This window comes from Croceivirga sp. ABH4_376 (assembly GCF_056160685.1).
In genome coordinates, this window is the sequence record NZ_JBSWXQ010000001.1 from 137,561 (window position 1) to 163,424 (window position 25,864).

Sequence of the window (25,864 nt, forward strand, 5' to 3'; positions counted from 1 at the left end):
ATTTGATTAAATTTTTATAGAAAAATGCAAGAAAATCTTCCTTGGTTTATACTCATTGGCCATGTGCTTTTACTCCTCTTTATTGATTTTTTTGTACTTCATAAAAAGAACGAGATAGTCACCAATAAAAAAGCCTTATGGGAAACCCTATTTTTTGTTTCCAATGCGCTTTTATTCACGGGTGCCGTTTACTATTTCTATAAAAACGGCATGGTTGCCAACCCTACGGAAATACCAGCTTCAGAAGCGGTATTTAAATATATTTCTGGTTACCTAATAGAACTCTCCTTAAGTGTAGACAATCTCTTTGTAATCGCCATCATATTTACCGGTTACAACATCCCTCTTAAATACCAACATAAATTACTTTTCTTGGGCATTTTAGGAGCCATAGTCTTTAGGGCAATTTTAATTGCTTTTGGCTTATTGTTGATCAATAAATTTCATAACGTAACCATCATCTTTGGGCTGTTTTTATTGTATACGGCAATAAGCATGTTCAAAAAAGAAGACCTGGATAAAAACAAGGACAAGAAAAATAAAGGCATCGCAAAATTCTTTAATATTTCTGATGTTATAGATGGTGACAAATTCCGCACCACTATTGATGGTAAAAGGGTTTTTACCGCATTATTCGGCGCACTAATTACCATAGAATTTACAGATTTATTGTTTGCACTGGATAGCATTCCTGCAATTTTGGCCATAACCACAGATCCATATATTATTTTTAGCTCTAACATTTTTGCAATTATGGGGTTGCGTTCCCTTTATTTTTTCTTAGCCAATATGTTAGAACGCTTTTACTATCTTAAATACAGTGTTTTTGCAATTCTAATTTTTGTTGCGTTTAAATTGATGTTAGCCAATTGGTTAAAGATTCCAGAATGGATTTCCCTTACCGTGATTGCCATTTCTTTGGCTATTGGCATTTGGGTTTCCATGGTTCGCTCAAAAAAGTAAAGTGTTGCTTTTGTACCTTTAACAAATGCATTATAACTACGTAATTGTTGGTGCAGGCGCTGCAGGCTTGCTTTTACTTAAAGCAATGGCCAAAGATGGTTTTTTTGATAATGCATCTATTCTGGTACTAGATAAAAGCGAAAAAACGGAAAACGACAGAACTTGGTGTTTTTGGGAAAAAGGAGAAAGCGAATTAGATTCTTTTACCCACAAACAATGGAGCACCATACAATTTAAAACCAATACTTTTAATAAGGTAGAATCCATTAGTCCTTACCGCTATAAAATGATAAGGGGAATTGATTTCTATAAACAATTGATTCCCGAGCTTAAAGCGAAAAAAAACATACATTTTTTACAAGACAGAGTTACCAGAATAGCAGTCAAAACCCGACAGCTATTTATCGAAAATAGTACGGAGCCTATTAATGCGGATTATATTTTTGATAGTAGGTTTGACTATAAAGAATTACTAGAGCAAAGCAAATATCCGGTTTTGCAACAGCACTTTATCGGTTGGCATATTAAAGCAAAGTTGCCGCATTTTAATGCAGATACCGCCACTTTTATGGATTTTAGCGTACCGCAAAAAGGCAATACACGATTTATGTATGTACTCCCTTTTTCACAAACCGAAGCCTTAGTGGAGTATACTTTATTTTCTGCCGCACCATTAGATACCAAAGAATACGAAAAAGCCATTTCTGATTATTTGCGGGAAATGGGCATTTTAGAATTTAAAATTGTTGCCAAAGAAAAAGGCAATATACCCATGACATGCCATCCGTTTTATACTGAAAACCAGACGCATTACTTAAAAATTGGCGTTGCAGGCGGCTGGGCAAAACCAAGTACGGGTTATACCTTTTACAACAGCACAAAACAGGTAGAAAAAGTGATTTCCGTAATTAAAAACAAGCAACCCTTAAACCAATTAAAACCAAAGAAAAAATTCTGGTTTTATGATGTTTTATTATTAGATATTCTAGACCAAAAGAACTATTTAGGGAGCATCATTTTTGGTAGTATGTTCCAAAAACGAAATTCCAAACTCATTTTAAAATTTTTAGACGAAGAAACCAACCTTTGGGAAGATCTACAACTTATTTGGGCCTGTCCTAAAATGCCTTTTTTAAACGCGCTATTTAAAAGGATTTTTCATAAGCAGAAAACCTAACTTTTTATCTGTCCACCTTGCTTAAACTCTACGGGTCATCAAACTTTTACCAAAAGCCAATAAAGCATCCTTACTACTATCTGAAACATTAATATGTTTAAGTTGGTCAAAAGCCAATTGGGTATATTCTTCTACCGCGGTAAGTATGGCGGTAACGGCTCCACTTTTTTCAAAAATAGCCTTTACCGTTTCTATTTTGGTCTGGCTGTCTTCTGGTTGCAGGCTAAATAATTGTTGCAAGCTCTTTTTGTCTTCACCTTTGGCATTTTGCATGGCAGTAATGTACAAGTAGGTTTTTTTGTTTTCAATAATGTCTCCACCTACTTGCTTGCCAAAGCTTTCTGGATCTCCAAATGCATCTAAATAATCGTCTTGTAATTGAAAAGCAATACCAAGGTTTTTACCAAAGGCATATATAGCTTCTTGATCTTTGGCAGAAGCCCCGGCAACAATAGCGCCCATTTGTAAAGCGGCCGCTACCAAAACTGAAGTTTTATAAGCTATCATATGTAAATACTCATCCAACGTTACATCATCCCTTACCTCAAAATCAACATCATATTGTTGGCCCTCGCAAACTTGTAAAGCGGTGGTGTTGAATAATACCAACAGCTCTTTTAGCATTTCTGCATTATACCGCGCTAAATATTGGTAAGCAATAATCAGCATGGCATCGCCAGAGAGTATACCTGTATTAACATCCCACTTTTCATGAACGGTGGTTTTACCACGGCGTAAAGGCGCATCGTCCATAATATCGTCATGTACCAAAGAAAAATTATGAAAGACCTCCACGGCCATAGCCGCGGGCAAAGCTTTTTTATAATCGGTCCCAAAAAGCTCGCATCCCATTAAGGTTAAAATAGGACGCATACGTTTACCACCAAGTTCCAATATATAATTAATTGGTTCATACAACTGTATTGGTTCTTTGTGGGTAGCATTTTCTTTTAGATAGTTCAAAAAGGTTTCGCGGTAGTCTTGCAAACGGTGCATAAATGGCTTTTTGCCCAAAAATACATCCAAAAACATTAACAATTTTCGAAACCAATCGTCTAAACAATAGAAAATAATGCAATAGAATAAAAAAGTATCGTCTTTATAAATGAGGTAACCCTCAAAACAACCAATTGAAAAACAACAACCACATACAATTGTCTAATTTTTTTAAGGAAGAATACCAATCCTTAAAAAGGTACGTGTACTACCGTATTAACGATACGGCAGATAGCGATGCCGAAGATATTATACAAGATGTGGCCTTAAAGGTTTTTTCTAGACAAGATGATGCCATGCCCATTAACAACATAGCATCTTTTGTTTACAATGCGGTAAGAAATAAAATAATAGATACGCTACGTACAAGAAAAACCAAGGATTATGATGAAAACAATTTGGAACGCTTATGGACAGAATTTAGTGAGCGATTTTATACCGACTCTGCTGAAGCATATTCTGATGCTACAAAAGAAAGATTAAAACAGACCCTATTTGATCTGAAACCCGTGTATAGAGACATTATAATAGCAATTGATTTTGAAGGCTATACCTACAAAGAAATTGCACAAAAAACGGGTATAGCACCAGGTACGCTAATGTCTAGAAGGCATAGGGCCATGTCTATTCTACTAAAAAAATTAGAACAAAATAAAAAATTGGATTATGAAAACCACTAACGAACAATACATGGAAAAAAAGATGGAAAACTATGTAAAAAAAGCACTAAAGATAACCGCAGCCATTGTTTTTGGCATTTTGCTTTTTGCTTTGGCCATTTATGTTTTAATGCGGTTATGGAATTGGTTGGCCCCAGACCTATTTGGCTGGCAAACCATAACTTATTGGCAAGCATTAGGCCTATTTGTTCTGGCCAAAATACTATTTGGATTTGGGGGCGAAGGCTCTAAGTGCAGACCTAAAAAGCACAAGAAAAAGAAAAAATGGAAAGCCCAATGTGATATGCGCAAAGACTTTTCTGATTGGAAATTTTATGATGAATATTGGAAAGAAGAAGGGGAAGCAGCTTACAAGGCTTACGTAGAACGCAAAAAAATAGACCATGATGAGTAAAATTAAAACAACTTCCGCATTGGGTGTTTTTAAGTTTTTAGGATTCTACTCTATACCCAAACACAAAATACAACCTGCTAAAAATGAAGAGGAAAAGCACCAGGAACAGCAATTAAAAACCCAATAGATTACCATTCTGTTAAAAAAAGGTAAAAACCGAGGAAACTTTTTTTGTTTTCAAAGTTTCCGCATTAGTTTTGCCGCTTCTTATGAAAGATAAAATCTTAAATAAAGCGACAAACTTATTCTTAAACCTTGGTTTTAAGAGTGTTACTATGGACGATTTGGCTCAGGACATGGGAATTTCAAAAAAAACCATCTATTCTCATTTTGAAAACAAGTCCAAACTAGTAGAAGAAGTTTCCATGAATTTGTTTTGGGTAATTTCTAATGGCATAGATCAGATTGTGCAATTACAGAAAAACCCAATTGAAGAATTATATGAAATAAAGCGCTTTGTAATGCACCAATTAAAGGACGAGAGCACCTCTCCTATCTTTCAATTGCAAAAGTATTACCCAAAAATATATCAAACCATAAGGGATAAACAGTTTGAGGTAATGCAGCATTGTGTGGTAGAAAATCTAAAAAGAGGCGTATCCATGGGTATTTATAGAACTAATTTGGATGTAACTTTTGTAGCACGCATCTACTTTTTGGGCGTAAACAACCTAAAAGACCAAACCTATTTTCCTACAGACAAATTTACCATGACTCACCTTATGGATAATTTTTTAGAGTATCACTTAAGAGGAATTGTTACCCCAGAGGGTAGAAAAATATTAAACTCAATCATCAATTCAAATCAACAATAAATGCAAAAAATCCTATTTATAAGTTTAATCCTCATTGGTTGGTTAACCATGGCACAGGAGCAACCCAAAGAAGCATACAGCTTTACTTTAGAGGAGGCAATTGCTTTTGCTATGGAAAACAACTACACAGCAATAAATGCAACAAGAGATTTAACAGATGCACAAAAACAAAAATGGGAAACCATAGCGGCAGGTTTACCACAGATTAATGGTAACGTTAATTACCAAAACCAATTAAAGCAACCTGTACAGGTAATCCCAGCCGAAATTTTTGGGGGCGAACCTGGTACGTTCACAGAAGTAGTTTTTGGAACAAAGCAATCTGCAACGGCTACGGCAACTTTAACCCAACTTATATTTGATGGCTCTTATATTGTGGGCGTACAAGCGGCAAAAACCTTTGTAGATTATACCCAAAACACTAAAGAAAAGTCAGACTTAGAAGTACGTAAGTCAGTGGTAGAGGCATATGGCAATTTATTGCTGGCCAAAGAAAGTGTTCTCATTTTAGAAAAGAACAAGAATACGTTAGAAAAGAATCTTTACGAAACGGAAAAGATTTACGAAAACGGACTTGGAGACGAAGAAAGTGTAGACCAATTAAAGATTACACTCTCTTCTATTAACAATCAGCTTAAAAACGCAATTAGGTTGGAAGAGATAACCTTACAAATGTTCAATCTAATTGTTGGCCTACCTATAGAAACACAGACTACGCTTTCTGAATCTTTAGACGGCCTAACGCAAAGTCAAATAGATTTTAATCTGCTAGAAACCCCCTTTGCTATAGAGAACAATGTAGACTTTAAGCTAATGAATAATTTAAACGAGCAAAGGTCTTTAGAATTAAAGCTTGCAAAAAGTAAAGCACTACCAAGCATTAACGGTTTTGTTAATTATGGTGCATCTTCTTTTAGCAATGAGTTTAACTTTTTAAGTAGCGAGGCAGATTGGTTTGACAGTTCTATTCTAGGTATAGAAATGAACATTCCCATTTTTAGTTCTTTTAAACGTTCTGCAAGCACACAACGTGCAAAAATTGCTTTGGAAAAAGCAAAAACCCAAATGACGGAGACCAGACAGCAATTACGTTTACAGTGGGAAAAAGCGAAAAGCGATTACATTTTGGCCATAGAAGAATTTAATACGGCTAAAAATAACTTAGCGCTAGCAGAACGCATTGAGAACAAAAATCAGATTAAATACAGTGAAGGTCTTGCTACCAGTTTTGAGTTAAGACAGGCGCAAACACAACTATACGATACCCAGCAACAATACTTGCAATCCATGGTTAACGTAATTAACCAAAAAACAGAACTGGCTACAGTTCTAAATCAATAATCAATTAAGTCAATCAGAATGAAAAAAATAACAACCGTATTTTCCATAGCATTAGTACTTGCTGCCTGTGGTGGTAAAGAAAACAATGCATCTATAGAAACCTTAGTTGCTGGCAAAGATGTTACGGCCATGAACGCCAAAAAACAAGAACTGGACGCGCAACGCAAAGCAATTGAAAATCAAATTTCCTTATTAGATTCTGCAATTGTAGCTAATGACCCAGAAAGAAAACTGCCATTAGTTAGTACACTGGAAATTAAACCGGAAGAATTTCATCATTATCTAGAGTTGCAAGGCGATGTAATGACGGACCAAAATGTTCTAATCTATCCAGAAATGGCAGGCACATTATACCGCGTGTATGTTAAAGAAGGCCAAAAAGTAAGCAAAGGACAGCTTTTGGCCGCTATAGATGACGGCGGAATGTCTAGCCAACTGGCACAGATAAAAACACAAGCAGCGTTGGCCAAAACCACATTTGAACGTCAAAAAAGGCTTTGGGAACAAAATATTGGCTCAGAAATTCAGTATTTACAGGCAAAAGCACAATACGAAGCCCAAGAAAGTGCCGTAAAACAATTGGAAAGTCAATTAGGAAAATCAAGTATACGAGCTCCTTTTTCTGGAATTATAGATGATGTTATCAAAGACCAAGGAACTGTGGTAAGTCCAGGTCCGGGCTCAGAGGTTTTTAGAATTGTAAACTTAAACGACATGTATATTGAAGTTGAAGTTCCAGAAGCACATTTGCAAACGGTAACCCCGGGCAAAATGGTAGAGGTATATTTTCCAATTCTAGGAGAAACGGTTAATACCAAGGTTAGACAAACAGGTAACTTCATTAATCCAAGCAATAGGGCGTTTAGCGTAGAAATTCCCGTACCAAATAAAGGAGGCACCATAAAACCCAACTTAACGGCACAAGTTAAAATTAACGATTACACCAATGATAATGCCATCTTAATACCGCAATCCGTAGTTTCTGAGAACGCAGAAGGAGAGCAATACATCTATATAGCCCAAGAGAGTGGAAACAGCAACTTTATTGCCCATAAGCAAGTTATTGAGACCGGTAAGACACAGGGAGATTACATAGAGGTGTTGAACGGCTTAAAAGCTGGCGACCAAATTATTTCCGAAGGTGCCAGAAGCGTTAGGGACGAACAAGAGATACGCGTAGGTAATACAACCGAAACCGCCAAAAAATAAAGCATGGAAAAAGCAAAAAAGAACGCCAATAAACTTTTTGGCCCTAGTTCATGGGCCATAGAGAACCCATCGGTAGTATATGTAATGATATTCCTCTTTTTAATATTTGGACTATCTGCCTATTTTGCCATGCCACGGGAAGATTTTCCGGAAGTATCTGAAACCAAAATTTACATTAGCACCATTTATCCGGGTAACACCGCAGAAGATATGGAGCGTTTGGTTACCGATCCTTTGGAAGACGTACTTAAAAACGTAAGTAATGTAAGAGAAATTACTTCTACCTCTCAGGAAGATTATTCTATGATCCAAGTAGAATTTGATGAGGACATTACCGTAGAAAATGCCAAGCAAAAGGTAAAAGACGAAGTAGATAGCGAAAAAGCAGGTGAAGACTGGCCCGTGTTTAACGGAGCAAAGGTAGAGCCTAATGTTTTTGACCTTAACATTGCAGAGTCTTTCCCAATTATGAACGTAAACATCACTGGGGATTATCCTGTAGAAAAACTAAAGGAATTTGCAGAGTATCTAGAAGATGAAATAGAAGACCTACCTGAAATTAAAGGCGTAGATATTCGCGGTGCACAAGAAAAAGAGGTAGAAGTTGCCGTGGACGTTTACAAGATGATGGCCGCTCAAATTAGTTTTGACGATGTTATCAACACCATTAACGGTGGTAACGTAACCATGAGTGCCGGTAATTTAATTACCAGTGGGCAAAGAAGAACCATTCGTATTCTAGGAGAAATCGAGAATCCACAAGAGCTACAGAATTTTGTGGTAAAATCCCAGAACGGGGCGGTTTATTTAAGAGACATAGCAACTATCTCCTTTCATGAAGAAGATAAAACCACCTATGCTAGAGATTTTGGTGAACCGGTGGTGATGTTGGATATTAAAAAACGTTCTGGTAAAAACACTATTGAGGCGGCGGATAAAATTAGGGCCATAGTTAAAGAATCTAGGGAAACGGTTTTTCCTAAAAACTTGGATGTAACCATTGCAAACGATTCTTCTAGTAGAACCCTTAATCAAGTAGATGATCTGGTTAACAACATCATTTTTGGTATTATTCTAGTGGTAACCGTTTTAATGTTTTTCCTAGGATTTAGAAATGCTTTATTTGTTGGTTTTGCCATACCCATGTCCATGTTCATGAGCTTTATGATCATTAACCTAATGGGATATACGCTCAACACTATGATTTTATTTGGTTTGGTAATGGGTCTTGGTATGTTGGTAGATAACGGGGTGGTAGTTGTAGAGAACGTTTACCGCTTAATGGATCAAGAAGGCCTATCTAGAAAAGAAGCCGCCAAAAAAGGTATTGGGGAAATTGCAATTCCTATTATTATTTCTACCCTTACTACGGTAGCTGCATTTGTTCCGTTGGCATTTTGGCCCGGTATAATGGGGCAGTTTATGATGTATTTTCCAATAACCCTTTCCATAGTATTGGGATCATCGTTATTTGTGGCCATTTTTATGAACTCCATGTTGGTATCTCAATTTATGGAGGTAGGCGAAAAAGTATTGACTAAAAAACAGCTAATACGTATAACCCTTATTCTTTGCGGTTTTGGACTGTTCATATTTTTTGTAGGAGGTTCTGTTAGAGGTTTAGGAACCTTAATGATTGTAATTGCAGGTTTGTTCTGGATTTATAAGTACTTCTTAAAAAGATGGGCAATTAATTTCCAAACCAAGACATTGGTAAAATTTGAAAACTTCTATGAAAAGCAACTGATTAGAGCCGTGCGTGGTAAAAATGTATACTGGTACTCTGGTATTACATTTGTATTACTATTGCTTGCTTTCGTGTTTTTTGGAATGTCCGTAGGTTCTCAAAGAACCAAAATAGAGTTTTTCCCAGATAATACGCCAAACGAGATTTATGTATACATAGAGTACCCTCAAGGAACAGATATAGATAAGACCAACACGATTACTAAAAAAATAGAAGAACGTGTTTATGGTGTCGTAAACAGGCCTAAGTATAATAATGGAGACACCAATTACTTGGTACAATCCAGTGTTTCTCAAGTAGGGCAAGGCGCACAAAACCCATTTACAGAAGGAGGATCTTCTGCAGAAATGCCGCACAGAGGTAAGATTACCCTTTCTATGAGAGAGTTTAAATACCGCAATGGTCTGGATACAGAAGAATTGCGTCTTAAAATACAAGACACCTTAACTGGCGTTTATCCGGGAGTAACCATATCCGTAGAGAAAGATGCGGTTGGGCCACCGGCCGGTTATCCCATAAACCTAGAAATTGCGGGGCAAAATTATGATACGCTAATCAATACGGCAGAGCGTATTAGAAATTTTATCAATAGCAAAAACATTGCAGGTATAGAGGAACTAAAGGTAGACGTAAACAAAGGAAAGCCCGGGATGCAAGTAATTGTAGACCGCAAAAAAGCGGGCGAACTGGGCGTTGCCGTGGGTCAAGTGGGCAACCAGCTTAGACGTTCTATCTTTGGAGACAAAGCCGGTATTTATAAAAAAGATGGAGAAGATTATGACATCTATGTTCGGTTTAACGAAGACCTGCGTTACAATACCAGTGCTCTTTTTGACCAAAACATCATTTTTAGAGATCCTGCTACTGGGCAAATAAAGGAAATACCAATCTCTGCGGTAGCCAATAAACGCAACACTTCTTCTTTTAGCGCTATTAAACACGTAGATACTAGAAGGGTGGTAACCGTTTACTCTGCTCTTAAGCCTGGGTTTACAGATGCTGGTGCCATTGTAGCAGAAATACAGAAAGAAATGGAAGCCTTTAACGGCTTACCAGATGAAGTAAAGATTGATTACACTGGACAGTTGGAAGAGCAAGAAAAGCAAATGCAGTTTTTAATGGGTGCCTTTTTTGGCGGACTAGGTTTAATTATGCTTATCCTAATTTTTCAGTTTGGCGGTGTATCCAAACCAACCATAATTATGCTGGCTATTTTCTTAAGCTTTATTGGTGTGTTTGGTGGTCTTATTGTTACGGGGTGGCCCTTTGTAATAATGATGACCATGATGGGAATTATTTCCTTGGCCGGTATTGTGGTAAACAATGGCGTAGTACTCTTGGATTATACCCAAATACTTATGGATCGTAAAAAAGTAGATTTGAATATTTCTGATGAAGAATTGCTTACCATAGAAGAAGCCACGGAAGCCATTGTTAAAGGTGGTAAAGCACGTTTAAGACCAGTTATCTTAACAGCCATTACAACCGTTCTTGGTTTAATACCCTTAGCTATTGGTTTAAACATAAACTTTGTAACCTTGTTCTCTGAGTTTGACCCACAGATTTACATGGGAGGAGACAACGTAATCTTTTGGGGGCCTTTGGCTTGGACTGTTATATTTGGTTTAATTGTAGCTACCTTCCTAACTTTAATTATTGTACCGGTATTGTTCAATATCGTATACCGAATTAAAATTAGATTAAAAGGAGATTATACCAATTCAAAATCTACGGTTCCAGATGCGGTACCAGAAACCATATAAAAAGAAAAAGCCCGGCCAATTGGCCGGGCTTTTTTTAACACTTACCCTAATTAGTGTATCGAAACCACTTCAGATTGGTTCCAATTTTTTACGTTGGTTATTCTGTTATCAACAAAATCTACTTCTCTTAAGACATCGCCTCTCCAAAACAACCACTTACCTTCTCTAGTACCATCTACGTACTTACCGGTAGCTATTTTTTTACCATTGGCATCATACATGAACCACTGGCCGTGTAATTTGTTATCTTTTAGGTAACCTGTTTGTGCAATTTCGCCATTATCATGAAAATAAGTTGCCTTTACCATCTTACCCTCTTTCTCAAACTTTGGCTTAACTTCTTGTGCAAAAGTAACCATAGATATCATTAACGCTACTATAATTGTAATATTCTTCATTGTATGGGGTTTAATTAATAATTCATTTACACTAACGTTACAAATATACGTATTATTTTACACTAATTACATATTTACATAACTTTTACTTAACATTATATTTACATTGTAGATATTAAACACTGTTTTACAGCTACTTACAATAGTTGCAAATCATTAGTTCAACATATTAAAGTCATCAATATAAGGTCATATAGGGGCATACATCAACTCAAAAACTTCGTAGTAATTAAAGTTGTTATCCAACCCCATATCTCATTACCTTTGCGCAGCTAATTTTATTACCATGTACAGAAGTCATACTTGCGGTGAATTAAGAGCATCACATATAGAACAAAGTGTAACCCTTAGTGGATGGATATCTAAAGTAAGGGATAAAGGTTTTGTGGTTTGGGTTGATTTAAGAGACCGTTATGGTATTACCCAACTTGTTTTTGATGAGGAAAGAACAGCTACAGCGCTTCTAGAACAAGCCAAGCACCTAGGTAGGGAAACTGTTATTCAAGTTAAGGGTACGGTAATAGAACGGGCTTCTAAAAACAATAATATTCCAACAGGAGCAATTGAAGTGTTGGTTAAAGAGCTTACGTTACTAAACAAAGCGCAATTACCACCTTTTACCATTGAAGATGAAACGGACGGTGGCGAAGACCTCAGAATGAAGTATCGTTATTTAGATATAAGACGAAATCCGGTTAAAAACAACCTAATTTTTAGACATAAGGTTACCATGGAGGTTAGAAAGTACCTTTCTAACCAAGATTTTATAGAAGTAGAAACACCTTATTTAATAAAATCCACACCAGAGGGCGCAAGAGATTTCTTGGTACCTAGCCGTATGAACGAAGGGCAATTCTATGCCCTACCACAATCTCCCCAAACTTTTAAGCAATTGCTTATGGTAGGCGGTATGGATAAGTATTTTCAAATTGTAAAGTGCTTTAGGGACGAAGATTTAAGGGCCGATAGACAACCGGAATTTACACAGATAGATTGCGAAATGGCTTTTGTGGAACAAGAGGATATCCTCAATATTTTTGAAGGGTTAACCCGCCATTTGCTTAAAGAAATAAATGGGGTTGAGGTAGCAACGTTTCCACGTATTACCTATGATGAAGCTATGGCAAAATATGGTAACGACAAACCAGACATTCGTTTTGGGATGGAATTTGGCGAGTTAAATGCCGTTGCACAACATAAAGACTTTGCTGTATTTAATAGTGCGGAATTAGTTGTGGGGATAGCCGTTCCTGGTGCTGCTAGCTATACCCGTAAAGAAATAGACAAACTCATAGATTGGGTAAAACGACCGCAAGTAGGCGCTAAAGGGATGGTTTATGTAAAGTGTAATGAAGATGGCACTTTTAAATCTTCTGTAGATAAGTTTTATGACCAAGAAGATTTAGCTAAATGGGCAAACGCAACTGGAGCTCAAAAAGGTGATTTAATCTGTGTTCTATCTGGAGAAACCAATAAAACCAGAGCTCAGTTAAGCGCTTTACGTATGGAAATGGCTACCCGTTTAGGGCTGCGCAAACCAAACGAATTTGCCCCTCTTTGGGTGGTAGATTTTCCCCTTTTAGAATTGGACGAAGAGACCAATACCTACCATGCCATGCACCATCCGTTTACGTCTCCTAAACCTGGACAAATAGAATTGTTAGATTCCCAACCCGGTTCCGTTAAAGCAAACGCCTATGATTTGGTATTGAACGGTAATGAAATTGGCGGTGGCTCTATACGTATTCACGATAAAGATACACAGGCAATAATGTTTAAACACCTTGGGTTTACACCAGAAGAAGCTAAAGAGCAGTTTGGCTTTTTAATGGATGCTTTTCAATATGGTGCACCACCACATGGCGGTATTGCATTTGGCTTAGATAGATTGGTAGCGATTTTAGGTGGCCAAGAAACCATAAGGGATTTTATTGCTTTTCCTAAAAACAACAGTGGTAGGGACGTAATGATAGATGCCCCGGCCAATATAGATCAGGAGCAATTGAAAGAATTACACATAAAATTAGATTTGTAAATAGAAATTTAGGTTAAGATTTTTAATACTTTTATTGGGAATCCATGCCTTTATGAAAAAAAGCACCCACCTTTTTAGGCAATTCTTAAAATGGCGCTACAAGAATATTAGCAACAAATATTTTGTTCAACTAATTAGTATTCTTATTGGGTTTTTGGCTGGTTTAACTGCAGTAACCCTAAAAAACATCACCTATTTTATAGAAGCGCTTTTGGAGAATGGTATTATTCTATCTGAAAATCAGCTGTATTTTATTTTACCAATAGTTGGGTTAACCTTGGTGTATTTGTATACCAAATTTGTAAACAAACATCCTTTGGGCAATGCGGTTTCCTCCATCATGTTTGCATTGTCTAAAAAAAATGGAATCCTTAATATTAAGAAAATTTATAACCCTCTAATCACCGCCCCGTTAACGGTAGGTTTTGGTGGTTCTGTAGGTTTGTTAGGGCCTGCGGTAGAGTCTAGCTCCGCCTTAAGTTCTAATATCAGCAAATTTTTAAGAATAGATGCCAAAACAAGAACCTTACTTATTGCCTGTGCTTCCGCTGGTGCTATAGCTAGTATTTTTCAATCCCCAATTGCGGCCATAATTTTTGCAGTAGAGGTTTTTAGTTTGGATTTGACCATGCTTTCGGTTCTACCGCTATTGTTGGCTTCTATTTCTGGGGTGCTTACCTCCTATTTCTTTTTAGGTAATGAAGTACTGTTTAGTTATTCCCTACAAGAAAGTTTTGAGTTAAAAGACACTTTTTTTTACATTTTATTAGGCGCTGGTACTGCCATTGCATCTATCTATTTTACCAAAATGTATTTTTGGATAAACAATGCTTTCAAAAAATTAAAGAGCCCTAAATACAAGCTGTTGGTTGGCGGTATTGCCATTGGTATTATGCTCTATTTAATACCACCGCTTTACGGTGAAGGTTTTGGGTTTATAAACAACTTATTACACGGGGATGATTTAGTTGCCTTGGGCAAGACGCCGTTTGATGCCTACACCGCAAACATTTGGGTGGTTATTTTACTATTATTCGGTATTACCATTTTCAAGGCCATTGCCATGACTACCACAATTGCAGCCGGTGGTGCCGGGGGTATTTTTATTCCAACCATGGTAATGGGTAGCGCTTTGGGCAACGTAGTAGCCAAATTAATTAACAATATTGGGCTTGGGTTTGCGGTCTCTGAAAGCAATTTTACGTTAATTGGCATGGCTGGACTAATTGCCGGGGTAATACACGCGCCGTTAACCGCCATTTTCTTAATTGCAGAAATTACCGGTGGGTATGAACTTTTTGTTCCCCTAATGATTACGGCTTCCATATCCTATTTGGTTACTAAGAATACAATGGACTTTAATATCTACACCAAAGAATTGGCAGAAAAAGGTGCTTTACTTACACATGATAAAGACCAAACCGTACTTACCTTAATGAATTTGGACGATGTTATCGAGACTAATTTTAAAATGGTGCATCCTGAAATGACCTTAGGCGAAATGCTAAAGAAATCTGTAGCAAAATCTACCCGTAACATTTACCCCGTAGTAGAAGCAGACCAAAAAATGGTTGGAATTATCTTGCTAGATGATATAAGGGATATCATGTTTAAGTCCGAACTTTATGAAACCACCAAGGTGGAAAACATTATGCATGCCGCCCCGGAATATATTTTTCAAGACAAGGACAACATGAACCAAGTGATGAAAAAATTTCAAGAAAGTGGAGCTTGGAACTTACCCGTGGTAAAAGACGGCAAATACATTGGGTTTGTTTCCAAATCTAAACTCTTGACCGCATACAGAAGAAAATTAATACAGCATACCACTTAATATGAAATCTAGATACCTTGTTGCGCTTATAGTATTGGCCTCTTTTGCGGCTATTGGATACGGTTTATATACGGCAGAAGAAACCACTACAACACACCACAAATACATAGGTTTTGGCGTTATAAGCCTATTTTTTATAGCTATGCCGCTGTTTTTATTCACAGAAAGCAAGGGTAAGCAGATGAAAGATTATATGTTAACCAAAGAAAATATTGAGAAAATGCGTAAAAAAGAAAGCAAAAATACTGATAATCAATAATTTTCGTAAAAATAATGTACAGTTAATCCTAATCGTCCTTAAAAAGATTACTTTCGTACTTTATTTAATTATTTATTTTTTTTTAATGACTGGTACAGTAAAATTTTTTAATGAGTCCAAAGGTTACGGATTCATTACCAACGACGAAACAGGTAGAGACATTTTTGTACATGCTACCGCCCTTAACGGTTTAGTTTTGAACGATGGAGACAAGGTAGAATATCAAGAAGAAGAAGGACGCAAAGGTATGGTTGCTGCCCAAGTGGAAGTGATCTAAAACTATATTTTATTTTGAAGACTCAGGAAACCTTGGCAAATGCCAAGGTTTTTTTATGGCTAATTTAAATTTCTTCGTTCAATAAAAAAGCGCTTTAAAAGGGCTCCCGCCTCTTCTTCCATAATACCACTGACCACCTTGGTTCTAGGGTGCAAACTGGTGCCCATTGCCCTATAGCCTCGTTCCACATCGCTAGCGGCAAAAACAATCTTAGAAACCTGACTCCAGTACAGTGCACCTGCACACATCTGGCAGGGCTCCAAGGTTACGTAAAGTGTACAATCATGCAAATACTTTCCGCCAATAAAATTAGCCGCAGCCGTAATAGCCTGCATCTCGGCATGTGCAGTTACATCTAGCAAGCGCTCTGTTAAATTGTGTGCCTTACCTATTATTCTGTTTTGTGCAACAACAACTGCGCCTACGGGCACCTCGCCTAAATCAAAAGCTATTTCTGCCTCTTGCAAGGCTTTTTTCATAAAATAAGTATCGTCAAACGGATTCTCCATAATTCTTCTGCTTGATCAAAACTACAAATCCTAGCTAAAGATTACTCTATTAATAGGTATTTTTGAAATATGAAAAAGGTGTTGGAAAAAATTAATGCTCCGGCAGATTTAAAAGTACTCAAGCCAGATGAATTAGTACTATTAGCAAAAGAATTAAGAGCTTTTATAATAGATGTAGTGGCCACTAAAGAAGGGCATCTTGGTGCTAGCCTTGGTGTTGTGGAATTAACCATAGCCATACACTATGTGTTTAACACACCTAAGGACAAACTAATCTGGGACGTAGGCCACCAAGCTTATGGACATAAAATTTTAACCGGCAGAAGAAATCGCTTTCATACCAACAGGCAACTTAACGGTATAAGTGGTTTTCCTAAAATGGACGAAAGTGAATATGATGCTTTTGGTACAGGACATAGCTCTACCTCTATATCTTCCATTTTAGGAATGGCTTTGGCTTCCAAATTAAAAAAATCAGACAACACCCAACATATTGCGGTTATTGGGGACGCTTCTATAGCTAGCGGTATGGCATTTGAAGCATTGAACCATTTAGGAGAAACCAACACCAACGTACTGGTTGTACTAAATGACAATACTATTGGTATTGACCCCAGCGTAGGTGCATTAAAAAAATACCTAACCAACGTAAAGAAAGGTACGGCAAAAGAAGAAAATATCTTTGAATGCTTAAACCTAACCTATTCCGGCCCTGTAGACGGGCACAATTTACCCATTCTTATTGCAGAACTAGAACGGTTAAAAACGGTGGATGGTCCAAAACTGCTACACGTAATTACTACAAAGGGTAAAGGCTTAAAGCAGGCCGAAAAAGACCAGGTTACCTACCATGCGCCAGGAAAATTCAATGCCAAAACAGGCGAGCGGGAACTTAAAAACGCACAACCAGTGCCCCCAAAATTCCAGGATGTATTTGGTAAAACCATTATAGAATTAGCGGAAAAAAATGAGAAAATAGTTGGTATTACACCAGCAATGCCCACAGGAAGTTCTTTAAAATACATGATGGAACAGATGCCAGACCGTGCATTTGACGTAGGTATTGCCGAACAACATGCAGTAACCTTAGCCGCTGGTATGGCCAGCAACGGCCTTATTCCATTTTGTAACATCTATTCTACTTTTATTCAACGAGGGTATGACCAAATAATACATGATGTAGCCATACAAAACATACCCGTCATTTTCTGTTTAGATAGAGCTGGACTGGTAGGAGAAGATGGCACAACCCACCATGGAATTTATGACATTGCCTTTCTTAGGTGTATTCCGAATATGATCATATTTTCTCCTTTGGACGAAGTAGAGCTTAGAAATATTATGTACACTGCCCAAAAAGGACTTAAACAACCCATTGCCATTAGATATCCAAGAGGTAGAGGCTACCTAATAGACTGGCAGCAACCCATGAAACAAATAACTATTGGAAGTTCTGTTTGTTTAAAACAAGGAAGCAATACAGCGGTATTATCTATTGGCCCAATTGGCAATGCCGTAAAACAGGCCATAGCCGCTGCTAAACACCCGGATAAAATTGGACATTTTAACATGCGCTTTGCCAAACCACTGGATACAAAGGCTTTGGATGCTATTTTTAAAAATTATGAGCACATTGTAACCGTAGAAGATGGTTGTGTAGTTGGCGGATTTGGTTCCGCTGTACTAGCGTATGCAAATTCTAAAGGATTTAAAACAAAAATTAAACAATTTGGGGTGCCAGATAACACAATTGGTCATGGTACAATAAAAGAATTGCACGATATTTGTGGAATTAGTTGGGAACAAATAAAAAAATACCTTGACCAGACCAATTAAACTCTTTACAGCACTTTTTCTCTTTATAGGCGTGTTTGCCTTTGGCCAAGAAGAGAAAGAAACCCCACAAGACAGTACGCAAGTAGCTATAGACTCTATGGCCATAGATACCATTGTTATACGTTGGGAGCAAAAGAAAATAGACAATATTAAAAAGGGGGTAGACCTTAGGGCTCCTGAGGTTTCGTTTTTAGGCACAAAACCGTTGAACCAAAGAGCTCGTTTTGCCAGCCCCACCAGTTTTTGGGAAAACTCCAATCAATTTAATCTAGATATTACAGAAACCGCCTTTGTTAACTGGAATGCCGGTGGTGAAAATGCAGTGTCCGCATTAGGAAACCTCAACTTTACGCGTAAATACAAATTTGCACACACCTCTTGGGATAATGAACTACGGCTGCGTTATGGTATTAACGCACAAAAAGGAAGAAAACTTAGAAAAACAGACGACTTTATAAAACTTACCTCAACCTTTGGTTTTAGAAAAGATTCTACCTCCAAATGGTTTTGGTCTGCCAAACTCAATTTTAACACCCAATTCTCTAACGGATACAAATACCCAGACCGTTCTACACCTATTTCTAGGTTTATGGCTCCGGGTTACCTATTGTTGGGTGCGGGTACAACCTTTAATCCGGAAGGTAAAAAGTTTGAACTTTACCTATCGCCAATTACGCAAAAAGCAACTTTTGTTTTGGATGACGCCCTTTCACAACAGGGTGCATTTGGTGTTAACCCTGGCGACAATGTTTTTATGCAATTTGGTTTCCTTCTGACAAACAATTGGGAAGAAGAAATCTTTACCAATATCTTTATTAACCACCGTCTATCCTTGTATACCGACTATATAAACAGTTTTGGAAATATTGATGTGGATTGGGAAATCAACTTTTTATTTAAAGTGAACAAATTTATACAAGCCAATATCAGCGGACATCTTATTTATGACGATGATATTAAGTTTGATGAAGTTTTGGCAGAAGATGGTTCTGTATTAGACCCAGGTATTCCTAAAATCCAATTTAAACAAAGTTTAGGCCTAGGTTTAACCTATACCTTCTAATTTAAAGCTGTTTGCCCGTAAGGGTATTGTTTAGTTTTACCGCAGCACTGTCAGACAACCCAGCTACAAAAGAACAAACCCCCAAGAGTAACTCATACACGGATTTATCTACATCTTTTAAATGATCGGGCAAGGTGCCTAACAACAAATGGTCATAACTACCCGCTCGGTTGTCCTTGGCATTTAAAACCGCTTCGCAATAATGCTCTAAAATATTCTCAATTATCTTGTAACCGGCAAGCTCTTTCTCCACAACCTCTTTAGACTGATAAATTTTATTTACGCACAGGTTAATAATATCCTCAATTTGCGCCTTGTAGGTACTTTTATCCAAAAGGGCACAATCAAATGTTCCATTTAAGATAGCCGTTTCATTTTCCATGAACACCCTAGCTGCTTCATTTATTAAGGTGTTAATGGCCAGGGCACGCAAATAGCTTAACCGATCACTAACACTTTCCATTTCATGATATTTATTGGTGTTTATGGAATCCTTCACCAACTTTATCATGTATTCCAAAGCATAATCTTCCGGAATTAAACCTAGATTAATACCATCCTCAAAATCGATTATGGTATAGCAGATATCATCTGCAGCCTCTACCAAATAAACCAATGGATGTCTATGGTAAGAGGGGTTATCTCCTGCGGTTTTCTTTAACAACCCTAAATCATTGGCCAAGGCATCAAAAAAAACCTTTTCAGATTGAAAATAGCCGTATTTCTTGTCCGAAATATGTTTGGTTGGCTTTTTTGGAAGCGAAGCCTTAGGGTATTTAACAAAGGCTCCTAATGTGGCATAACTTAAGCGTAACCCACCCGGTATACCTTTTCTAGAAGCCGTTAGCAACCTTAAGCCATTGGCGTTTCCCTCAAAATCTACCAAATCTTGGTACTCGGAATCGGTAAGGAACTCTTTGTACTGCTTTCCCGATCCAGATGCAAAAAAATTACCAATTGCCTTTTCCCCACTGTGCCCAAAAGGAGGATTACCGATATCATGAGCCAAAGCCGCGGCAGCAGTAATGGTGCCAAAATCGTTAAAACGATACCCTAATTCCGTACTTAATTCAGGATATTTTTTTAAAAGCTCAATTCCTACCTTTCTACCTAAACTTCTACCAACCACACTTACTTCTAGGCTATGAGTTAATCGGGTATGCACAAAATTACGATCAGACCCAATATGAATGGGCAATGGCATAACCTGCGTCTTGTCTTGTAAACTTCTAAATTCAGAAGAAAATATAATACGATCGTAATCTACCTCAAATCCCAATCGGGTTTCGTCTTGCTCTTTTCTAGGTCTTTCTTGGGTATCTCCAAATCGTTTTAAGGACAATAATTTATGCCATTCCATGCCAACGTCTTTATTTCTAGCGAAGATACTTTAAACCTTCTTTTTATAGAATTTATAATTACTTTGCTTTTTTAGAACACTACATCGGGTATTTGGTAACGTTTAATTAACCTGCAACTTAATTTATAATAGCAATTTTGCGCTATTTGAAAGCGACCTATGGGGGAGAATATTTACTTGTTTATGGTGATTGCACTTGCAATCCTTGCCATTACGGATTTAGTTGTAGGTGTTAGTAATGACGCTGTTAACTTTTTAAACTCCGCAATTGGCTCCAAAGCCATTTCTTTTAAAACCGTAATGATTGTTGCTAGTTTGGGTATTGCGTTTGGGGCAATGTCTTCTAGCGGTATGATGGAGGTTGCTAGAAAGGGAATTTTTAATCCAACTGAATTTGTCTTTGCCGAAATCATGGTCATTTTTATGGCCGTAATGATTACGGATATTTTGTTACTGGATTTTTTCAATACCCTAGGGATGCCTACATCTACCACCGTTTCTATTGTTTTTGAGTTATTGGGGGCTGCGGTAGCTATTTCATTGGTTAAAATAGTTAGTGCAGATGGTAGTTTTGGCGATTTGGTCAATTACATAAATACTCAAAAAGCAACGGAAATTATTTTTGGAATTTTGCTATCTGTGGTGGTGGCCTTCTCTATTGGTGCCCTGGTACAGTTCATTACAAGGATTTTGGTTTCTTTTGATTTTAAAAGGAACCCTAAGTGGATAGAATCTATTTTTGGAGGTATTGCCATCACCGCTATCATCTACTTTATATTGGTAAAAGGCCTAAAAAGTGCAAATCTATTTGATGCCACTTTTATGCAATTTATTACCGAATCTACAAGCCTGTTTCTACTAATAAACCTAGTTTTCTGGTCCTTGATATCTTGGGCGTTTACGCTACTTTTTAATTGGAATATTTATAGAATAATAATTATACTAGGCACCTTTGCCTTGGCAATGGCTTTTGCCGGTAACGACTTGGTAAACTTTATTGGTGTACCCATTGCCGCCTTACAATCCTATCAAGACTGGTCTGCTTCTGGTGTAGACCCAAATTCTTTTAATATGAAGGGCCTAACGGCAGCCGTAAAAACACCCACATTGTTGTTATTGCTGTCTGGTGCTATTATGGTAATTACCCTATGGCTTTCTTCCAAAGCACGTAGCGTAGTAAAAACAAGTGTTGATTTAGCCAGACAAGATGAAGGTGACGAACGTTTTCAACCCAATTTTTTATCAAGACAAATTGTAAAATTTACCATAACCGCATCTAATAATATTACGGCAACCCTACCTCCATCATGGTTAAAAAAGCTGGATTCAAGGTTTACCATGCCTAAAAATTATATTCCTAAAAGCAAAACCCAAGATGCTCCTGCTTTTGATATGGTAAGAGCCTCTGTTAACTTAATGGTTGCCAGTATTCTTATTTCTTTGGCAACTTCCATGAAATTACCATTAAGTACCACCTACGTAACATTTATGGTAACCATGGGTACCTCTTTAGCCGATCGAGCTTGGGGAGCAGAAAGTGCGGTATACCGGGTTGCAGGGGTATTAAATGTAATTGGTGGTTGGTTTTTTACCGCCATCTGTGCTTTTACCGCTGCTGCTATAATTGCTTACATACTGCATTTAGGAGGATTCATTGCTCTAGTGGTTTTATTGGTAATCGCTGCTGTTTTACTCCTTAGAAATTACATGGCTCACAATAAAAAGAGCAAAGAAATAAAGGCAGAGGACAGTTTAAGAAAAGCAGAAAGTAGCTCCATACAAGGGGTTATACAAGAAAGCGCGGATAATATTGGCCATGTTATAGCGCGTAGTAATAAAATTTATACTGGTGCCATTAATGGATTAGCCAGGCACGATTTAGAGACTTTAAAAAAGAACAATAAAGAGGTAAGTAAAATGTCTAAGGAGATAGAGAGCTTACAAAATAATATTTTCTATTTTATTAAAAATCTGGACGAGTCTAGCGTTGGTGGCGCTTCTAACTTTTACATTAACCTTTTGGGGCATCTACAAGATATTTCCCAAAGTTTGGAACATATTAGTAAAGTGGGATACAAACACGTTAACAACAACCACAAAAAGCTTAAATACAACCAAATAAAAGAGCTAAAAGACTTGGACCAGCATTTAGAAGAGCTGTTCAACGGAACTTCCAAAGCATTTATAAGTCACTCCTTTGAAAACTTAAGCCCGTTGTTGGCTAAAAAAGAAGTTCTTTTTGATGTTATAGATCAGAAGATAGAGAAGCAAGTTGCCCGCACCCGCACAGAAGAATCTAGCCCAAAGAATACCACTTTATACTTCTCCTTACTTACGGAAAGTAAAGACATTGTTAAGGCTACTATGCGATTAATGGAGTTGTACTACAGCGAACACGACAGCTCTATAGAGCCAGCTAAGCTTCCTAAAGATGTGTAAATTAATTAGTATACTGGCTTTTTTAGTAAGTACGGTAGCAATTAATGCCCAAACTTTAACTGGCTCAAAATTATTAGATAAAGCTATTGCCTACCATGACCCTAACGGCCAATGGCCAACCTTTAAAGACAGTTTAAAAGTGGTTATGGAAACCCCAAATAGTGCTGATCGGGAAAGTATTATCTTTCTAAATTTACCAAAAGAGGTGTTTAACCTTACGGTAAAAAAAGAGGAAAACATAACGCAATACCAATTAGAGCAAGATAATTGCAACATCAGTTTTAATGGTAAGCGCAATTTTACTGAAGAAGAAAAAGCTACCTATAGATTAGACTGTGACCGTGCTTATATGATGAAGGATTACTACACCTATCTTTATGGGCTGCCCATGAAATTAAAAGATCCTGGCACTAACCTAGATCCTAAGGTGGTTACCAAAACGTTTAAGGGTAAAACGTATTTGGTTTTAAAAGTTACCTATGATGCCGTAGTAGGTAAAGACACTTGGTATTTTTATTTTGACCCTACCACTTATGCCATGGAAGTATATCAATTTTACCATAAAGAAGCAGACAATGATGGTGAGTACATACTACTATCTGGTATAGAAAATTTTAAGGGCATTAAGATGCCTAAAACACGCAAGTGGTATTACAATAAGGACGATAAATTTTTAGGCACGGACATTCTTAGTCATCCAAATTAGACACTAGGTCTAGCGTTACGGCATAAAGTTCTTGCTGGGTTAATTTTGATTTAAGCCATGCATAAAAACTCATAACAAAGATATCTTCTTGCCTCCGCCCTTTATAGTCAAAAGCATTTTCTACTTTGGCCTTAAATTCTGGAGTTGTAGCCAAATCAGGGTTTTCTGCATACGCTAACACTAATTGTATAAAAGTCAACACCCGCTCTTCTTGTACCGCCACTAACTTACTTTTAAACTTTCGTCTAAATTGTTGCCCTTTGGCGTGCACCAAATCGTGCTCTTGCAGTTCTATAAGCGTTAATATCTCAATAATATTCTTTTTAAGCACCCAGGCCCAACCCACATGTTCTTCGTACCAATTGTCAGATTTTTTAAGCAAACGCAACTCCCGATATACTTCTTTAAACTTCCCCTGTTGAAAAAGACACATGACCAACACCAATTTGGTGTCCAAAGAAGCAGTAGGCAAACCATCTAGAAGTAATTCTGCTTGGGCAACTTTACCCGTATACAATAGCAGAAGCGCTTTTAGAAGCATTCGTTTTTTAAATAACGCTTTCTGCTCTGTAGTATCAACATCTTCTAGTACCGTCTCCAACTCAGACAATAAACTAGCAGACTTTTTAAATTCTTTAGTTCTAAAAAAGGATAGCGCCAATAAGTGCAACATACGCACATAGTAATACCTGTATTTAGCCGGCACGCCTCCTTTACTTTTTAGTGCGATGAAAAGTTGTTCTATGTAGGGCGATATTGCATAAAAATTACGTTGCAGGTTGGCTTCCGTTGCCGTTATGGTCATTAATTGATAGAGCGATTTATAACTTAAATCGTTCTCAAGTTCGATGTCTAAATCAGAAAAGATTTGTTCTAAGTCTTTTGAAGCTTTTTGTAGGTTAGACTCTTTTAATTGCGCTCTAATTTGTGCGTAAGCAATATTAAATCGTGTTGCTGTTTGGAGTTTTTTATTATTTGCTTCTAAATCTTGCACCAGATTAGCTAAAGTAAAATCGGGCACCAGATGCGCAAACTGTATTTTGGTTTGTATTACTTCAGACAATATAGGATAGGCATCTATAACGTTAGCTAATTCTTCGGCTTTTAACAGTACTTTACGCGCCATTTTAATTGTTCCTTTTTCAAAAAGTATTCGCGCAGCCAATAAATGTTTTAAAGCGTGAAAGTCTTCTGCACTTTCATGCTCAAAACCATAACTCCCAATAAATTCTAACAATGCATCTTGGACTCTGGCACACAGCACATAAAAAGCATTTTTATTGCTTTGTCCATAAAGTTTTACGTCTAGATTGGTAACATCGCCTTTGGCCAATAGCTTTACCAACGTTATGTTTTTTACGTCAGTTCTCTTATTTTTTTTACCCAAATACTGTAAAAACTCCTTCAATTCGTGCTCAGAAAGACTATCAATAAGTATTTTTAAATCCATTAAATCGTAAGTTTAATACGCCATTATATCACTAATTACAATATATTTTGGACAAGCATAAATATTTATATCGTAAGTATAATAAAAATAACACCATTGTGTATTGCATCGTCCTAAAATAGCTTTGCCCCATACTAATTTTATAAACTTTAGTTATGGAAAATGCTTTAGAAAACAATAAAGAAGTAAAAACCAGAAAAGAAAACCAATCAACCTTAAAACCATCACCAGCATTTATTTCTGCATCTTGGGCAGCTTTAAGTATTGGAATGGCGTCTTATTGTATTGGCCTATGGAATTCTTCCCTTTGGCTGAATGAGAAAGGCTATTATTTTACGTTACTATTATTTGGACTTTTTTCCGTGGTCTCTGTACAAAAAAGTGTTCGTGATAGGCTAGAAGGCCTACCCGTTACAGATGCGTATTACAGCATAAGTTGGTTCACCACCTTTGCCAGTATTATTCTCTTAGTGATAGGATTATGGAATGCAGATATGGAGTTAAGCGAAAAAGGCTTTTACGGCATGTCTTACACCTTAAGTATTTTTGCTGCAGTTGCCGTACAAAAAAACACGAGAGATATGAAATATTACGAGCAGCCCGAAAAATAAAG

At 37.2% G+C, this 25,864-nt stretch carries 23 protein-coding genes; 18 read left to right on the forward strand and 5 right to left on the reverse strand.

What is annotated here, in order from left to right; all coding sequences use genetic code 11:
- The first annotated feature begins 24 nt into the window (after positions 1-24).
- Both ACXAGS_RS00545 and ACXAGS_RS00550 read left to right on the forward strand, forming a co-directional pair.
- Positions 25-963 (forward strand): TerC/Alx family metal homeostasis membrane protein, encoded by a 939-nt coding sequence (locus ACXAGS_RS00545; RefSeq protein ID WP_474903648.1) that lies wholly within the window; start codon positions 25-27, stop codon positions 961-963.
- Positions 964-988: 25 nt separating this feature from the next.
- Positions 989-2,140, forward strand: a complete 1,152-nt coding sequence (locus tag ACXAGS_RS00550; protein WP_474903650.1) for a lycopene cyclase family protein — start codon at positions 989-991, stop codon at positions 2,138-2,140.
- A gap of 21 nt (positions 2,141-2,161) precedes the next feature.
- Here the strand turns inward: ACXAGS_RS00550 and ACXAGS_RS00555 are convergent, their stop codons facing one another.
- Positions 2,162-3,136 (reverse strand): polyprenyl synthetase family protein, encoded by a 975-nt coding sequence (locus ACXAGS_RS00555; RefSeq protein WP_474903652.1) that lies wholly within the window; start codon positions 3,134-3,136, stop codon positions 2,162-2,164.
- A 134-nt stretch (positions 3,137-3,270) separates the two neighbouring features.
- On the opposite strand from ACXAGS_RS00555, the gene ACXAGS_RS00560 reads away from it, so the two are divergent.
- The 7 genes from ACXAGS_RS00560 to ACXAGS_RS00590 all read left to right on the forward strand — a co-directional run bounded on the left by ACXAGS_RS00560 (position 3,271) and on the right by ACXAGS_RS00590 (position 11,085).
- Complete coding sequence (locus ACXAGS_RS00560; protein ID WP_474903654.1) at positions 3,271-3,816, forward strand: RNA polymerase sigma factor; 546 nt, start codon at positions 3,271-3,273, stop codon at positions 3,814-3,816.
- Positions 3,803-4,210, forward strand: coding sequence for a hypothetical protein (locus tag ACXAGS_RS00565; RefSeq protein WP_474903656.1), 408 nt, complete (start codon positions 3,803-3,805; stop codon positions 4,208-4,210). Before ACXAGS_RS00560 ends, ACXAGS_RS00565 begins: the two co-directional genes overlap by 14 nt.
- The gene (locus ACXAGS_RS00570; protein ID WP_474903658.1) at positions 4,200-4,337 is read left to right on the forward strand and encodes a hypothetical protein; all 138 of its coding nucleotides are present in this window, start codon (positions 4,200-4,202) and stop codon (positions 4,335-4,337) included. The genes ACXAGS_RS00565 and ACXAGS_RS00570 overlap by 11 nt, the downstream gene beginning before the upstream one ends.
- Before the next feature lie 82 nt (positions 4,338-4,419).
- The gene (locus ACXAGS_RS00575) at positions 4,420-5,025 is read left to right on the forward strand and encodes a TetR/AcrR family transcriptional regulator (RefSeq protein ID WP_474903659.1); all 606 of its coding nucleotides are present in this window, start codon (positions 4,420-4,422) and stop codon (positions 5,023-5,025) included.
- The gene (locus ACXAGS_RS00580) at positions 5,026-6,366 is read left to right on the forward strand and encodes a TolC family protein (RefSeq protein WP_474903661.1); all 1,341 of its coding nucleotides are present in this window, start codon (positions 5,026-5,028) and stop codon (positions 6,364-6,366) included.
- Positions 6,367-6,384: 18 nt separating this feature from the next.
- Positions 6,385-7,575 carry an efflux RND transporter periplasmic adaptor subunit gene (locus ACXAGS_RS00585; protein ID WP_474903662.1) on the forward strand — a complete coding sequence of 397 codons (1,191 nt, stop codon included), beginning with the start codon at positions 6,385-6,387 and terminating at the stop codon, positions 7,573-7,575.
- Between the two features lie 3 nt (positions 7,576-7,578).
- The gene (locus tag ACXAGS_RS00590) at positions 7,579-11,085 is read left to right on the forward strand and encodes an efflux RND transporter permease subunit (RefSeq protein WP_474903663.1); all 3,507 of its coding nucleotides are present in this window, start codon (positions 7,579-7,581) and stop codon (positions 11,083-11,085) included.
- Positions 11,086-11,135: 50 nt separating this feature from the next.
- Here the strand turns inward: ACXAGS_RS00590 and ACXAGS_RS00595 are convergent, their stop codons facing one another.
- On the reverse strand, positions 11,136-11,483 hold the full coding sequence (locus ACXAGS_RS00595; RefSeq protein WP_474903665.1) for a toxin-antitoxin system YwqK family antitoxin: 348 nt from the start codon (positions 11,481-11,483) through the stop codon (positions 11,136-11,138).
- Between the two features lie 286 nt (positions 11,484-11,769).
- Between ACXAGS_RS00595 and aspS the strand changes: the two genes are divergently transcribed.
- The 4 genes from aspS (at position 11,770) to ACXAGS_RS00615 (ending at position 15,888) form a co-directional block, all read left to right on the forward strand.
- Positions 11,770-13,518 carry an aspartate--tRNA ligase gene (aspS, locus tag ACXAGS_RS00600; protein ID WP_474903667.1) on the forward strand — a complete coding sequence of 583 codons (1,749 nt, stop codon included), beginning with the start codon at positions 11,770-11,772 and terminating at the stop codon, positions 13,516-13,518.
- Between the two features lie 52 nt (positions 13,519-13,570).
- Positions 13,571-15,352, forward strand: coding sequence for a chloride channel protein (locus tag ACXAGS_RS00605; RefSeq protein WP_474903669.1), 1,782 nt, complete (start codon positions 13,571-13,573; stop codon positions 15,350-15,352).
- A gap of 1 nt (position 15,353) precedes the next feature.
- Positions 15,354-15,611 carry a hypothetical protein gene (locus ACXAGS_RS00610; protein WP_474903671.1) on the forward strand — a complete coding sequence of 86 codons (258 nt, stop codon included), beginning with the start codon at positions 15,354-15,356 and terminating at the stop codon, positions 15,609-15,611.
- A gap of 85 nt (positions 15,612-15,696) precedes the next feature.
- Positions 15,697-15,888 (forward strand): cold-shock protein, encoded by a 192-nt coding sequence (locus ACXAGS_RS00615; RefSeq protein WP_010518744.1) that lies wholly within the window; start codon positions 15,697-15,699, stop codon positions 15,886-15,888.
- A 59-nt stretch (positions 15,889-15,947) separates the two neighbouring features.
- Here ACXAGS_RS00615 and ACXAGS_RS00620 read toward each other — a convergent pair whose 3' ends face one another.
- Positions 15,948-16,397: a nucleoside deaminase gene (locus ACXAGS_RS00620; RefSeq protein WP_474903672.1), complete on the reverse strand. Its 450-nt coding sequence runs from the start codon at positions 16,395-16,397 to the stop codon at positions 15,948-15,950.
- 69 nt (positions 16,398-16,466) lie between these two features.
- Between ACXAGS_RS00620 and ACXAGS_RS00625 the strand changes: the two genes are divergently transcribed.
- Together ACXAGS_RS00625 and ACXAGS_RS00630 are read left to right on the forward strand one after the other, a co-directional pair.
- The gene (locus ACXAGS_RS00625) at positions 16,467-18,233 is read left to right on the forward strand and encodes a 1-deoxy-D-xylulose-5-phosphate synthase (protein WP_474903674.1); all 1,767 of its coding nucleotides are present in this window, start codon (positions 16,467-16,469) and stop codon (positions 18,231-18,233) included.
- Complete coding sequence (locus ACXAGS_RS00630; RefSeq protein WP_474903676.1) at positions 18,217-19,296, forward strand: DUF3078 domain-containing protein; 1,080 nt, start codon at positions 18,217-18,219, stop codon at positions 19,294-19,296. Before ACXAGS_RS00625 ends, ACXAGS_RS00630 begins: the two co-directional genes overlap by 17 nt.
- A gap of 1 nt (position 19,297) precedes the next feature.
- On the opposite strand, the gene dgt is transcribed toward ACXAGS_RS00630, so the two are convergent.
- Positions 19,298-20,656, reverse strand: a complete 1,359-nt coding sequence (gene dgt, locus ACXAGS_RS00635; RefSeq protein ID WP_474903677.1) for a dGTP triphosphohydrolase — start codon at positions 20,654-20,656, stop codon at positions 19,298-19,300.
- 159 nt (positions 20,657-20,815) lie between these two features.
- Here dgt and ACXAGS_RS00640 point away from each other — a divergent pair, with 159 nt between their 5' ends.
- Positions 20,816-23,095, forward strand: a complete 2,280-nt coding sequence (locus ACXAGS_RS00640; protein ID WP_474903679.1) for an inorganic phosphate transporter — start codon at positions 20,816-20,818, stop codon at positions 23,093-23,095.
- Positions 23,088-23,801, forward strand: a complete 714-nt coding sequence (locus ACXAGS_RS00645; protein WP_474903680.1) for a DUF6503 family protein — start codon at positions 23,088-23,090, stop codon at positions 23,799-23,801. The genes ACXAGS_RS00640 and ACXAGS_RS00645 overlap by 8 nt, the downstream gene beginning before the upstream one ends.
- On the opposite strand, the gene ACXAGS_RS00650 is transcribed toward ACXAGS_RS00645, so the two are convergent.
- Positions 23,785-25,251 carry a YfdX family protein gene (locus ACXAGS_RS00650; protein WP_474903681.1) on the reverse strand — a complete coding sequence of 489 codons (1,467 nt, stop codon included), beginning with the start codon at positions 25,249-25,251 and terminating at the stop codon, positions 23,785-23,787. The two genes, ACXAGS_RS00645 and ACXAGS_RS00650, sit on opposite strands and share 17 nt — an antisense overlap.
- Positions 25,252-25,406: 155 nt before the next feature.
- Here ACXAGS_RS00650 and yiaA point away from each other — a divergent pair, with 155 nt between their 5' ends.
- Complete coding sequence (gene yiaA, locus ACXAGS_RS00655; RefSeq protein WP_474903682.1) at positions 25,407-25,862, forward strand: inner membrane protein YiaA; 456 nt, start codon at positions 25,407-25,409, stop codon at positions 25,860-25,862.
- Positions 25,863-25,864: the final 2 nt, after the last annotated feature.